The organism is Amycolatopsis sp. cmx-4-61 (assembly GCF_046548775.1).
Taxonomy (GTDB): domain Bacteria; phylum Actinomycetota; class Actinomycetes; order Mycobacteriales; family Pseudonocardiaceae; genus Amycolatopsis.
This window is the reverse complement of the sequence record NZ_JAEBEI010000020.1, coordinates 126863-142095: the sequence shown is the minus strand read 5'-3', so window position 1 is coordinate 142095 and position 15233 is coordinate 126863. Positions and strand designations below refer to the sequence as shown.

At 74.7% G+C, this 15233-nt stretch carries 1 protein-coding gene; it reads left to right on the top strand.

What is annotated here, in order from left to right; translation table 11 throughout:
- Positions 1-7 precede the first annotated feature (7 nt).
- A complete protein-coding gene (locus tag ACLJOU_RS38670) occupies positions 8-15223 on the top strand; it encodes an SDR family NAD(P)-dependent oxidoreductase (protein ID WP_410574228.1) in 15216 nt (5071 codons plus the stop codon).
- The last annotated feature ends 10 nt before the right edge of the window (positions 15224-15233 follow it).

Here is a 15233-nt window from a genome sequence, read left to right as displayed (position 1 = left end):
GAAGAACATGTCCGCGCCGAACGAGCAGATCGTTGACGCACTGCGCGCCTCGCTGAAGGAGAACGTCCGCCTCCAGCAGGAGAACGCCGCGCTCGCCGCGGCCGCCGCGGAGCCCATCGCGATCGTCTCCATGGCCTGCCGCTACGCCGGTGGGATCCGCGGCCCGGAGGACTTCTGGCGGGTCGTGTCCGAAGGCGCCGACGTCTACACCGGCTTCCCGGCCGACCGCGGCTGGGACGTCGAAGGCCTCTACCACCCGGATCCCGACCACCCCGGGACGACGTACGTGCGGGAGGGCGCCTTCCTGCACGACGCCGCCCAGTTCGACGCGGGCTTCTTCGGCATCTCGCCGCGCGAGGCCCTCGCCATGGACCCCCAGCAGCGGCAGCTGCTGGAGGTGTCCTGGGAGACCCTGGAACGGGCCGGTATCGACCCGCATTCGGTGCGGGGCAGCGACATCGGTGTCTACGCCGGGGTCGTGCACCAGGACTACGCCCCCGACCTCAGCGGGTTCGAGGGCTTCATGAGCCTGGAGCGCGCGCTGGGCACCGCGGGCGGTGTCGCCTCCGGCCGGGTCGCCTACACGCTCGGGCTCGAAGGCCCCGCCGTCACCGTCGACACCATGTGCTCGTCCTCCCTCGTTGCGATTCACCTTGCGTCCCAGGCACTTCGCCGTGGTGAATGCTCGATGGCCCTCGCGGGTGGCTCGACCGTCATGGCGACGCCGGGCGGGTTCGTCGGCTTCGCGCGGCAGCGGGCGCTGGCCTTCGACGGGCGCTGCAAGTCCTACGCCGCGGCCGCCGACGGCTCCGGTTGGGCCGAAGGCGTCGGCGTGGTGCTGCTGGAGCGGCTGTCGGTGGCGCGCGAGCGCGGGCACCAGGTCCTCGCCGTCATCCGCGGCAGCGCGGTCAACCAGGACGGCGCGTCCAACGGCCTCACCGCGCCGAACGGTCCCGCCCAGCAGCGGGTCATCCGCAAGGCACTGGCGAGCGCCGGGCTGTCACCGTCCGATGTGGACACGGTGGAGGGGCACGGCACCGGCACGGTCCTGGGCGACCCGATCGAGGTGCAGGCGCTGCTGGCCACCTACGGCCAGGGCCGCGACCCGCAGCAGCCGCTCCTGCTCGGCTCGGTGAAGTCGATCGTCGGGCACACGCAGGGCGCGTCCGGCGTGGCCGGCGTGATCAAGCTGGTGCAGTCCCTGCGGCACGGGAAGCTGCCGGCGACCCTGCACGTGGACGCGCCCACGCCGCAGGTCGACTGGTCGGCCGGGGCCATCGAGCTGCTGACCGAGGCCCGGGAGTGGCCGCGCAACGGCCACCCGCGCCGCGGCGGCATCTCCTCGTTCGGCGCCAGCGGCACCAACGCGCACATGATCCTGGAAGAGGCGCCCGAAGAAGAGGCGGTAGCCGACGGGCCGGCGTCCGCGGGCGTGGTCCCGCTGGTCGTTTCGGCGGCTACGGCGGCGTCGCTGGCCGCTCAGGCCGGTCGTCTGGCGGAGGTCGCCGACGTCTCCCTCGCCGACATCGCCGGGACGCTGGTGTCCGGCCGCGCGGTGCTGAGCGAGCGCGCGGTCGTCGTGGCCGGCTCGACCGAAGAGGCCGTGACCGGGCTGCGGGCGCTGTCCCGCGGCGAAAGCGCGCCCGGCCTGCTCACCGGCCGTGGCTCCGGCGCTCCGGGCAAGGTCGTGTGGGTGTTCCCCGGCCAGGGGACGCAGTGGGCCGGGATGGGCCGCGAGCTGCTCGACGCCTCGCCGGTGTTCGCGGCGCGGATCGCCGAGTGCGAGACCGCGCTCGGCCGGTGGGTCGACTGGTCGCTGACCGACGTCCTGCGCGGGGACGCCGACCTGCTCGATCGGGTCGACGTCGTGCAGCCGGCGAGCTTCGCCGTGATGGTCGGGCTCGCCGCGGTGTGGGCCTCGCTCGGCGTCGAGCCCGAAGCCGTGATGGGCCATTCGCAGGGCGAGATCGCGGCCGCGTGCGTGTCCGGTGCCTTGTCACTGGACGACGCCGCGAAGGTGGTCGCCCTGCGCAGCCAGGCCATCGCGGCGGAGCTGGCCGGACGCGGCGGCATGGCCTCGGTCGCGCTGAGCGAAGAAGACGCGACCGCGCGGATCGAGCCGTGGGCGGACCGCGTCGAGGTCGCCGCCGTCAACGGGCCCCGGTCCGTGGTGATCGCCGGTGACGCCGAGGCACTGGACGAAGCCCTCGACGCGCTCGACGACCAGGGCGTCCGGATCCGGCGCGTGGCGGTGGACTACGCCTCCCACACCCGGCACGTCGAAGCCGCGCGCGACGCACTGGCCGAGATGCTGGGCGGAATCCGCGCGCAGGCGCCGGAAGTGCCCTTCTATTCGACCGTGACCGGCAGCTGGGTCGAAGACGCCGGCGTGCTCGACGGCGGCTACTGGTACCGGAACCTCCGCCGCCAGGTGCGGTTCGGCCCGGCGGTGGCCGAGCTGATCCAGCAGGGCCACCGCGTGTTCGTCGAAGTCAGCGCGCACCCCGTGCTGGTCCAGCCGATCAGCGAACTCGCCGACGACGCCGAAGCCGTCGTCACGGGCACGCTGCGGCGCGAGGACGGCGGCCTCCGGCGCCTGCTGGCCTCGGCGGCCGAGCTCTTCGTCCGGGGCGTGACCGTGGACTGGGCCGGCGTCCTGCCGCCGTTCCGCCGCGCCGACCTGCCGACGTACGCCTTCGACCACCAGCACTACTGGCTGCGGATGGGCGATTCGGCGACCGACGCCGGGTCGCTCGGCCTGGCCGGCGCCGACCACCCGCTGCTGGGCGCGGTCGTGCCGCTGCCGCAGTCCGACGGGCTGGTCTTCACCTCCCGGCTGTCGCTGCAGTCGCACCCGTGGCTCGCCGGGCACGCGATCGGCGGGGTCGTGCTGATCCCCGGCACGGTGTACGTCGACCTCGCGCTGCGCGCCGGCGACGAGCTCGGCTTCGGGGTCCTGGAAGAACTCGTCATCGAGGCACCGCTGGTGCTGGCCGAGCGCGGCGGGGTCCGCGTGCAGGTCGCGGTGAGCGGGCCGAACGAGACCGGTTCGCGCGCGGTCGACGTCTTCTCCGTGCGGGAAGACGGGGACGAGTGGACGCGGCACGCCACCGGTCTGCTCGGGGCCTCGACGTCCCGGGAACCGGACCGCTTCGACTTCGCCGCCTGGCCGCCCGCCGGGGCGGAGCCGATCGACGTCGAAAACTTCTACTCCGACCTCGTCGAGCGCGGGTACGCCTACAGCGGCGCGTTCCAGGGCATGCGGGCGGTCTGGCGCCGCGGTGACGAGGTCTTCGCCGAGGTCGCGCTGCCCGGCGACCACCGCGAGGACGCCGGCAAGTTCGGCCTCCACCCCGCGCTCCTCGACGCCGCCCTGCACACGAACGCCTTCGCCAACCCGGATGACGACCGCAGCGTCCTGCCGTTCGCGTGGAACGGCTTGGTCCTGCACGCCGTCGGTGCGTCGGCCCTGCGGGTGCGGGTCGCGCCGGGCGGGCCGGACGCGCTGACGTTCCAGGCCGCCGACGAGACCGGTGGCCTGGTCGTCACCATGGATTCGCTGGTGTCCCGCGAGGTGTCGGCCGCGCAGCTGGAGACGGCGGCGGGCGAAGAGCGCGACACGCTGTTCCAGCTCGACTGGATCGACGTACCCGCGGCGGAAAGCGTGGCCACGGACCACGCCGAGGTGCTCGAAGCCGTCGGCGGCGAGCCCCTGGACCTGACCAGCCGGGTGCTGGAAGCCGTGCAGACCTGGCTCGCCGACGCGCCCGACGACGCCCGGCTGGTCGTGGTGACCCGCGGCGCGGTTCGCGAGGTCACCGACCCCGCCGGTGCCGCCGTGTGGGGCCTGGTGCGGGCCGCCCAGGCGGAGAACCCCGGCCGGATCGTCCTCGTCGACACCGACGGCGAGGTGCCGCTCGGTGCGGTGCTGGCCACCGGTGAGCCGCAGCTCGCGGTGCGCGGCGGCGCGTTCTCCGTCCCGCGGCTGGCCCGTGCCGCCGGCGAAGCACCGGAGGCGCCCGCGGTGTTCCGTCCGGAAGGGACGGTGCTGCTCACCGGCGGCACCGGCTCGCTGGGCGCGCTCGTGGCCAAGCACTTGGTCGCCCGGCACGGCGTCCGGCACCTGGTGCTGGCCGGTCGCCGGGGCGTGGCCGCGGAAGACCTGCTCGCGGAGCTGACCGGGCAGGGCGCGGAAGTGGCCGTGGTCGCGTGCGACGTCGCCGACCGCGACCAGGTGGCCGCGCTGCTGGCCGAGCACCGCCCGACCGGCGTCGTGCACCTGGCGGGCCTGCTCGACGACGGCGTCATCGCGGCCCTCGACCGGGAGCGGCTGGCCGGGGTGTTCGCCCCCAAGGTCGACGCGGTTCGCCACCTGGACGAGCTGACCCGCGCCAGCGACCTCGACGCCTTCGTCGTGTTCTCCTCCGCGGCCGCGCTCATGGGCTCGGCCGGCCAGGGCAACTACGCGGCGGCCAACGCCTTCCTCGACGGCCTGATGACCGGGCGCCGCGCGGCGGGCCTGCCCGGCGTGTCGCTGGCGTGGGGGCTGTGGGAGCAGGCCGACGGCCTGACCGCCCACCTCAGCGCGACCGACCAGGCCCGGATGAGCCGCGGCGGCGTGCTGGCCATGACCCCCGCCGAAGCCCTGGACATCTTCGACATCGGCCTGCGGGCCGAGCAGGCGCTGCTGGTGCCGATCAAGCTCGACCTGAAGACCCTGCGCAATGGTGGGGAGGTCCCGCACCTGCTGCGCGGCCTGGTCCGGGCGAGCCGCCGCGTCGCGCGGACGGCCGCCGCGAGCGGCGGTGGCGGCCTGGTCGCCAAGCTCGCCGGGCGGCCCGCCGAGGAGCAGGAAGCCGTGCTGCTGGGCATCGTCCAGGCCGAGGCGGCCGCGGTGCTCGGCTTCGCCGCCCCCGAACTGGCCCAGGGCACCAAGGGGTTCAGCGACCTCGGGTTCGATTCGCTGACCGCGGTCGAGCTGCGGAACCGGCTCAGCGCGGCGACGAGCGTCAAGCTGCCCGCCACGCTCGTCTTCGACTACCCGACGCCGGTGGCGCTGGCCCGGCACCTGCGCGAGGAGCTGGGCGAGTCGGTCGCGGGCGCCCCGGCCACGCCGGTGACGACCACCGCGGACGCGGGCGAGCCGATCGCCATCGTCGGCATGGCCTGCCGCCTGCCGGGCGGCGTCCTGAGCCCCGACGACCTCTGGCGGATGGTCGCCGACGGCCGCGACGGCATGTCGGCCTTCCCCGAAGACCGCGGCTGGGACCTGGACGGCCTGTTCGACTCCGACCCGGAGCGCCCGGGCACGGCGTACATCCGCCAGGGCGGCTTCCTGCACGAAGCCGCGCTGTTCGACCCGGGTTTCTTCGGCATCTCGCCGCGTGAGGCGCTGGCCATGGACCCCCAGCAACGGCTGCTGCTGGAGGCGTCCTGGGAGGCGCTGGAGCGCGCGGGCATCGACCCGACGAAGGCCCGCGGCGACGCCGTCGGCGTCTTCTCCGGCGTCTCCATCCACGACTACCTCGAGTCGCTGAGCAACATGCCCGCGGACCTCGAAGGGTTCGTCACCACGGCCACCGCGGGCAGCGTCGCCTCGGGCCGCGTCTCCTACACCTTCGGGTTCGAGGGCCCGGCGGTCACGGTGGACACGGCGTGTTCGTCGTCGCTGGTCGCGATCCACCTGGCGGCCCAGGCCCTGCGGCAGGGCGAGTGCACGATGGCCCTGGCCGGTGGCGTCGCCGTGATGGGCTCGCCGATCGGCGTCATCGGCATGTCGCGGCAGCGCGGCATGGCCGAAGACGGCCGGGTCAAGGCGTTCGCGGACGGCGCCGACGGCACCGTGCTCTCCGAGGGCGTCGGCATCGTCGTGCTCGAACGGCTTTCGGTGGCCCGGGAACGCGGTCACCGCGTACTGGCGATCCTGCGCGGCAGCGCGGTCAACCAGGACGGCGCGTCCAACGGCCTGACCGCGCCGAACGGGCCGTCGCAGCAGCGGGTGATCCGCAGCGCACTGGCCACGGCCGGCCTGCAACCGTCCGAAGTGGACGTCGTCGAGGCGCACGGCACCGGCACCGCACTGGGCGACCCGATCGAGGCCCAGGCCCTGCTGGCCACCTACGGCAAGCACCGCGAGACGCCGTTGTGGCTCGGGTCGCTGAAGTCGAACATCGGCCACACCCAGGCCGCCGCGGGCGTCGCCGCCGTCATCAAGATGGTCCAGGCGCTGCGGCACGACACGCTGCCGCCGACCCTGCACGTGCAGGAGCCCACCAAGCAGGTGGACTGGTCCGCGGGCGCGGTCGAGCTGCTGACCGAGGGCCGCGAGTGGGCCCGCAACGGCCACCCGCGCCGGGCCGGCGTCTCGTCGTTCGGCATCAGCGGCACCAACGCGCACCTCATCCTCGAGGAGGCCCCCGCCGAGGACCCCGCCGAGAACACCGCCGAGGCGGACGCGCCCGACGGCGTGGTGCCCGTGGTCGTTTCGGCGCGCAGCACCGGATCCCTGGCGGGCCAGGCCGCGCGGCTGGCGGAGTTCCTCGACGGGGACGTCTCGCTGACCCGTGTGGCCGGTGCGCTGCTGGCGACCCGCGCGACGCTGACCGATCGGGCCGTCGTCGTGGCGGGCTCGGCCGAGGAGGCCCGGGCGGGCCTGACCGCGCTCGCCCGCGGTGAGAGCGCGGCGAACCTGGTGACCGGCACCGCTGGGATGCCCGGCAGGACCGTCTGGGTGTTCCCCGGCCAGGGGACCCAGTGGGCGGGCATGGGCCGGGGGCTCCTGGAGTCCTCGCCGGTGTTCGCCGAGCGGATCGAGGAGTGCGCGGCCGCGCTGGAGCCGTGGACCGACTGGTCCCTGCTGGACGTCCTGCGCGGGGAAGGCGACCTGGATCGGGTCGATGTGCTGCAGCCCGCGTGTTTCGCGGTGATGGTGGGGCTGGCCGCCGTGTGGGCCTCGGTCGGCGTCGTGCCCGACGCCGTGCTGGGGCACTCCCAGGGCGAGATCGCCGCGGCCTGCGTCGCGGGCGCACTGTCCATTCAGGACGCCGCGAAGGTGGTGGCGTTGCGCAGCCAGGCGATCGCGGCGCGGCTGTCGGGCCGCGGCGGGATGGCGTCGGTCCAGCTGGGCCACGACGAAGTGGCCGCCCGGCTCGCGCCGTGGGCGGGCCGCGTCGAGATCGCCGCCGTCAACGGCCCGGCCTCGGTGGTCATCGCCGGGGACGCCGAAGCGCTCACCGAGGCCGTCGAAGCCCTCGGCGGCCGACGGGTGGCCGTGGACTACGCGTCCCACACCCGGCACGTCGAAGACCTCCGTGACACGCTCGCCGAGACCCTGACCGGGATCGACGCGCAGGCGCCGGTGGTGCCGTTCTACTCGACCGTCACCGGCGGGTGGATCACCGAACCCGGGGTCGTCGACGGCGGCTACTGGTACCGGAACCTGCGCAACCAGGTCGGCTTCGGCCCGGCCGTGGCCGCGCTGATCGAGCAGGGCCACGGGGTGTTCGTCGAGGTCAGCGCCCACCCGGTGCTGGTGCAGCCGATCACCGACGTCATCGACAACACTGACGGGACCGAAGCGGAAGCCGTCGTGACCGGGACGCTCCGGCGCCAGGACGGCGGCCTGCGGCGGCTGCTGACCTCGATGGCCGAGCTGTTCGTCCGCGGTGTCCCGGTCGACTGGACGACGACGGCGCCGCCCGCGCGCGTCGAGCTGCCGACGTACGCCTTCGACCACCGGCACTTCTGGCTCAGCCCGCCCGCCGCGGCCGACGCGCCCGCGCTCGGTCTGGCCGGGGCGGACCACCCGCTGCTCGGGGCGGTTCTGCCGCTGCCGCAGTCCGACGGCCTGGTCTTCACCTCGCGCCTGTCGGTGCGGACGCACCCGTGGCTGGCCGACGGCGTCCCGAGCGCCGCCCTGGTCGAGCTGGCCGTGCGGGCCGGCGACGAAGCCGGTTGCCCGGTCCTCGACGACCTGACCGTCGAAACGCCGTTGGAGCTGCCCGAAAGCGGTGGCTTGCGGGTGCAGGTCGTGGTGAGCGGCGAGCGTACGGTCGAGGTGTATTCGCAGCGCGAAGGGGACGAGGACTGGACCCGGAACGCCACCGGACACCTGTCCGCCACGGCTCCGGCGCACGAGCCGTTCGACTTCACCTCCTGGCCCCCGGCCGGCGCCCAGCAGGTCGACGGCGGCTGGCGGCGCGGCGAGGAGATCTTCGCCGAGGTCACCGTGCCGGAGGACACCGGTGCGTTCGGCATCCACCCCTTGCTGCTGGACGCGGCCGTGCGTCCGGTCCTCGCGGACGAGGAGCAGCCTGCGGAGTGGCACGGCCTGGTCCTGCACGCCGCGGGTGCTTCCGCCCTGCGGGTGCGGCTCGTGCCCGGCGAGCCCGGTGTTGCTCTCCAAGCGGCGGACGAAACCGGCGGCCTGGTGCTCACCGCGGATTCGGTGGTGGCCCGGGAACTCTCGACCGGGCGGACCCGCGCCGGATCGCTGTACCGGGTCGACTGGACCGAGGTGTCCATTGCGGACAGTGCGGCACCGGCGGAGCACGTCGAGGTGATCGAGGCCTCCGGTGAGGAGCCCCTGGAACTGACCGGCCGGGTCCTGGCAGCCGTGCAGACCTGGCTCGCCGACGCGGCCGAAGAAGCCCGGCTGGTCGTGGTGACCCGCGGCGCCGTCCGCGACGTGACCGATCCCGCCGGCGCCGCCGTGTGGGGCCTGGTGCGGGCCGCCCAGGCGGAGAACCCCGACCGGATCGTGCTGCTCGACACCGACGGCGAGGTGCCGCTCGGCGCGGTCCTCGCCTCCGGCGAGCCCCAGCTCGCGCTGCGCGGCGGGAAGTACTTCGTGCCCCGCATCGCCCGCGCGGACCGGAGCGGGAATGCGGTGTTCCGCCCGGACGGGACGGTCCTGATCTCGGGTGCCGGTGCGCTCGGCGGCCTGGTGGCCCGGCGGCTGGTCGAACGCCACGGCGTGCGGAAGCTGGTGCTGGCGTCCCGGCGCGGCCCGGACGCCGATGGCGTGGCGGACCTGATCGCCGAGCTGGCCGGCCAAGACACCGAGGTGTCCGTGGTGGCTTGTGACGTCTCCGACCGCGCCCAGGTGGCCGCGCTGCTCGACGAGCACCGGCCGACCGCCGTGGTGCACACCGCCGGTGTCCTCGACGCGGGCGTCATCGGGACGCTCGATCGCGAGCGGCTGGCCCGGGTATTCGCCCCGAAGGTCGATGCGGTCCGGCACCTCGACGAGCTGACTCGCGAGCGCGATCTCGACGCCTTCGTCGTCTACTCCTCGGTCTCAGCCGTGTTCATGGGCGCGGGCAGCGGCAGCTACGCCGCGGCGAACGCCTTCCTGGACGGCCTCATGGCGAACCGCCGGGCGGCGGGCCTGCCCGGGCTGTCGCTGGCGTGGGGCCTGTGGGACCAGAGCACCGGCATGGCGGCGAACACCGACGAGGCCACCCGCGCCCGGATGAGCCGCCGCGGCGGCCTGCAGATCATGACGCAGGCCGAGGGTATGGACCTGTTCGACGCCGCACTGGGCTCGGCCGAGTCGCTGCTGGTGCCGGCCAAGCTGGACCTGCGCGGCGTGCGTGCGGACGCCGCCGCGGGCGGGGCCGTGCCGCACCTGCTGCGCGGCCTGGTCCGCGCGGGCCGGGCGCAGGCGCGCACGGCGTCCACTGTGGACAACGGACTGGCCGGTGAGCTGGCCGGGCTCACCCCGGCCGACCAGCTCACCCGGCTCCTGGACCTGGTCCGGGCGCAGGTGGCGGCGGTGCTCGGGCACGCCGACGCGAGCGCCGTCCGCGTCGACACGGCGTTCAAGGACGCCGGGTTCGACTCGCTGACCGCGGTCGAGCTGCGCAACCGGATGCGGACGGCCACCGGGCTCAAGCTGCCCGCGACGCTGGTCTTCGACTACCCGACTCCCCAGGCCCTCGCCCGCCACCTGCGCGAGGAGCTCGGTGGCGCGGCGGAGACGCCCGTCGCCACGCCGGCCGCGAAGGCCGACCTCGACGAGCCGATCGCCATCGTCGGCATGGCGTGCCGCCTGCCGGGCGGGGTCGCCGGCCCCGAGGACCTCTGGCGGCTGGTGGCCGAAGGCCGGGACGCGGTGTCGGAGTTCCCCACCGACCGCGGCTGGGACACCGACGGCCTGTACGACCCGGACCCGGCCGTTCCGGGTAGGACCTACACGCGGCACGGCGGGTTCCTGCACGAAGCCGGCCTCTTCGACGCGGGCTTCTTCGGGATCTCGCCGCGCGAGGCCGTCGCCATGGACCCGCAGCAGCGGTTGCTGCTGGAGACGTCCTGGGAGGCCATGGAGGACGCCGGGGTCGACCCGCTTTCCCTGGCGGGCAACGACGTCGGCGTGTTCACCGGCATGTTCGGCCAGGGCTACGTCGCCCCGGGGGACAGCGTCGTCACTCCGGAGCTGGAGGGCTTCGCCGGTACCGGTGGGTCGTCGAGCGTGGCTTCCGGCCGCGTGTCGTACGTGTTCGGCTTCGAAGGGCCGGCGGTGACGATCGACTCCGCGTGCTCGTCGTCGCTGGTCGCGATGCACCTCGCCGCGCAGTCGCTGCGGCAGGGCGAGTGCTCGATGGCCCTGGCCGGCGGCGCGACGGTGATGGCGAACCCCGGCGCGTTCGTGGAGTTCTCCCGCCAGCGCGGCCTGGCCGTCGACGGGCGCTGCAAGGCGTTCGCCGCCGCGGCCGACGGCACCGGCTGGGCCGAGGGTGTCGGCGTCATCGTGCTCGAACGGCTTTCGGTGGCGCGGGAACGCGGGCACCGGATCCTGGCCGTGCTGCGCGGCAGCGCGGTCAACCAGGACGGCGCGTCCAACGGCCTGACCGCCCCCAACGGGCCCTCGCAGCAGCGGGTGATCCGCCGGGCCCTGGGCAGCGCCGGGCTGGCACCGTCCGATGTGGACGTCGTCGAGGCGCACGGGACCGGGACGACCTTGGGTGACCCGATCGAGGCGCAGGCGCTGCTGGCGACTTACGGCCAGGAGCGGGAGCGGCCGTTGTGGCTGGGGTCGCTGAAGTCGAACATCGGGCATGCGCAGGCGGCCGCGGGGGTGGCGGGCGTGATCAAGATGGTCCAGGCGCTGCGGCATGAGGTGTTGCCGCCGACGCTGCATGTCGACAAGCCGACACCTGAGGTGGACTGGTCGGCCGGGGCGGTCGAGCTGCTGACGGAGGCGCGCGAGTGGCCCCGCACCGGCCGTCCGCGCCGGGCGGGCGTGTCCGCGTTCGGCGTCAGCGGCACGAACGCGCACCTGATCCTGGAGGAGGCACCCGCGGAAGAGCCGGTGCCCACGCCCGAGGTGCCGGTGGTGCCGGTCGTGGTTTCCGCCCGCAGCACCACTTCGCTGGCCGGGCAGGCCGGACGGCTCGCTTCGCTCCTCGATGGAGACGTGCCGGCGGCGGGCGTGGCCCGGGCGCTGGTGACGAGCCGCGCCGCGCTGACCGAGCGCGCGGTCGTCGTCGCGGGCTCCCGCGAGGAAGCCGTGACGGGCTTGGCCGCGCTGGCCCGCGGGGAAACGGCGGGTGCCGTGGTCACCGGCCGGGCGGGTGCGCCGGGCAAGCTCGTCTGGGTCTTCCCGGGGCAGGGTTCGCAGTGGGTGGGCATGGGCCGGGAGCTCCTCGAAGCGTCCCCGGTGTTCGCCGCGCGGATCGCCGAATGCGCGGCCGCCCTCGAACCGTGGGTCGACTGGTCGCTGCTGGACGTTCTGCGCGGCGACGCGGATCTGCTGGACCGCGTCGACGTGGTGCAGCCCGCGAGCTTCGCGATGATGGTCGGCCTCGCCGCGGTGTGGGAGTCCGTGGGCGTCCGGCCGGACGCCGTCGTCGGGCACTCGCAGGGCGAGATCGCCGCGGCCTGCGTGGCCGGGGCGTTGTCGCTGCCGGACGCGGCGAAGGTCGTGGCCCTGCGCAGCCAGGCGATCGCCACCCGGCTGGCCGGCCGCGGCGGCATGGCTTCCGTGGCGCTGAGCGAGGAAGACGCGACCGCGTGGCTGGCGCCGTGGGCCGACCGGGTCCAGGTGGCCGCGGTCAACAGCCCCACCTCCGTGGTGATCGCGGGAGAAGCTGGGGCCCTCGACGAGGTCGTCGAAGCGTTGTCCGGTCGGGAAGTCCGCGTCCGGCGGGTGGCCGTGGACTACGGCTCGCACACCGACCAGGTCGAAGCCATCGAGGACCTGCTCGCCGAGGCACTGGCCGGAATCGAGGCGCAGGCCCCGAAGGTGCCGTTCTTCTCCACGCTCACCGGCGGCTGGATCACCGGCGCCGGGGTCGTCGACGGCGGTTACTGGTACCGGAACCTGCGCAACCAGGTCCGGTTCGGCCCGGCCGTGGCCGCGCTGCGCGAGCAGGGGCACGGGGTGTTCGTCGAGGTCAGCGCGCACCCGGTGCTGGTCCAGCCGATCAGCGAACTCAGCGACGACGCGGTGGTGACCGGCTCGCTGCGGCGCGCGGACGGCGGTCTCCGCCGCCTGCTGACGTCGATGGCCGAGCTGTTCGTGCGGGGTGTCCCGCTCGACTGGACCGCGGTTCTGCCGCGGACGAGCGGCCGCGTCGATCTGCCCAAGTACGCCTTCGACCACCGGCACTACTGGCTCCGGCCCGCCGAGTCCGCCACCGACGCGGCCTCGCTGGGCCAGGCGGCGGCCGACCACCCGCTGCTGGGCGCCGTCGTCGAGCTGCCCCGGTCCGACGGGCTGGTGTTCACCTCGCGGCTGTCGGTGCGGACGCACCCGTGGCTGGCCGACCACGCGGTCGGCGGCGTGGTGATCCTGCCCGGCTCGGCGCTCGCCGAACTGGCCGTGCGGGCCGGTGACGAGGCCGGATGCACCACCCTCGACGAGCTGGTCATCGAGGCGCCGCTGGTCGTGCCGGCCGAGGGGGCGGTCCGCGTCCAGGTCGCGCTGAGCGGCCCGGACGAGACCGGCTCGCGCACACTCGACCTCTACTCCCGGCGCGACGGCGGCACCGGAAGCTGGACGCGGCACGCCACCGGTGTGCTGTCGTCGGCCCCCGCCCAGGATCCCGGCGTCGACTTCCACGCGTGGCCGCCCGCGGACGCCGAGCGCGTCGACGTCGGGACCTTCTACACCGATCTCGCCGAGCGCGGGTACGGGTACGGACCCGCGTTCCAAGGGCTGCGGGCGGTGTGGCGGCGGGACGGCGACGTCTTCGCCGAGGTCGCCCTGCCCGAGGACCTGCGCAAGGACGCGGGCCGCTTCGGCGTCCATCCGGCGTTGCTCGACGCGGCCCTGCAGGCGGCGACCGTCGGCGGTGAGCCCGGTGAGCCGGTGCTCGCGTTCGCCTGGAACGGCCTGGTCCTGCACGCTGCGGGCGCTTCGGCCCTGCGGGTCCGGCTCTCCCCGAGCGGCCCGGACGCGCTGTCGGTCGCGGCCGCCGACGAGACCGGCGGCCTGGTCCTGACGATGGAGTCGCTGGTGTCCCGGCCGGTTTCGGCCGGGCAGCTGGGCGCCGCGGCCGACGCGGGCCACGACGCGATGTTCCGCGTCGACTGGACCGAACTGCCCGCCGCGCCTCGCGCGGACGGGCTGCCGTGGGTCCAGGTGGACACCGCGGCCGACGTCACGGCCCTGGCGGAGAAGGCGGACGCGCCACCGGTGGTGGTCTGGGAAGCCACCGGGGGAGCCACGGCCCTGGTCGTCAGCACCCGGGCCCTCGAAGTGGTGCAGGCGTGGCTGGCCGCGTCCGCGTTCGAAGACTCCCGGCTGGTCGTGACGACCCGCGGGGCCGTGCCCGCCGGCGGCGACCACACGCTGACCGACCCGGCCGCGGCCGCGGTCTGGGGCCTGGTCCGCTCGGCGCAGGCCGAGCACCCGGACCGGATCGTCCTGCTGGACACCGACGGCGAACTCCCGCTCGGTGCGGCACTGGCCGCCGGCGAACCGCAGCTCGCGGTGCGCGGCCCGGCGTTCTTCGCGCCCCGGCTGGCCCGCGCCACCCGGATCGCGGACACCCCGGCCGCGTTCGACCCGGACGGCACGGTCCTGATCTCGGGCGGCGGCTCGCTCGGCGCGCTGGTCGCCCGGCACCTGGCGACCCGGCACGGCGTGCGGAAGCTGGTGCTCGCGAGCCGGCAGGGCCCGGCCGCCGAAGGCGCGCAGGACCTGATCACCGAGCTCGGCGGCGAAGGCGCGGACGTGTCCTTCGTGGCCTGTGACGTCGCCGACCGCGACCAGGTCGCCGCCCTGCTCGCGGACCTGCCGGAGCTCACCGGGGTGGTGCACACCGCCGGTGTCTTCGAGGACGGCGTCATCGAGGCACTGACCGCCGACCAGCTCGCCACCGTGTACGCGGCCAAAGTCACGGCCGCGAGTCACCTCGACGAGCTCACCCGCGACCGGCACCTCGGCGCGTTCGTCGTCTTCTCGTCCGTCGCGGGTGTCATGGGTGGCGGCGGCCAGGGCCCGTACGCGGCGGCCAACGCCTTCCTGGACGCGGCGATGGCCCGCCGCCGGGCCGCGGGCCTGCCGGGCCTGTCCCTGGCGTGGGGCCTGTGGGAGCGCAGCAGCGGCATGGCCGCCCACCTCAGCGACGTCGACCACGCCCGGGCCAGCCGCAACGGCGTCCTGGAGCTGACCCGGGCCGAGGGCCTGGCGTTGTTCGACCTCGGGCTGCGGATGGCCGAGCCGCTGCTCGTGCCGATCAAGCTCGACCTCGCCGCGATGCGGGCGAGCACGGTCCCGGTCCTGTTCCGCGGCCTGGTCCGGCCGAGCCGGACCCAGGCGCGGACGTCGTCCACAGTGGACCGCGGGCTGGCCGGGCTCGCCCCGGCCGACCGGGAGGCGCGGCTCGTCGACCTGGTGCGCGGACAGGTCGCGGTCGTGCTCGGCTACGACGGGCCGGAGGCGGTCCGCCCGGACACGGCGTTCAAGGACACCGGCTTCGACTCGCTGACGTCGGTGGAACTGCGCAACCGGCTGCGCGAGGCGACCGGGCTGAAACTGCCCGCCACGCTGGTCTTCGACTATCCGAACCCGGTGGCCGTCGCCCGTTATCTCAGCGCGCGGCTGGTCCCGGAAAGCAACGGGCACAACGGGAACGCGCACAACTGGAACGGGCACGGGAACGGGCACGACGACGACCGGCTGCGGCACGTTCTGGCGTCCGGCACGACCGAGGAACCGTCGATCGCCGAGCTGGGCGTGGACGACCTCGTGCAACTGGCGTTCGGCGACGAGTGATGGGGAGCAA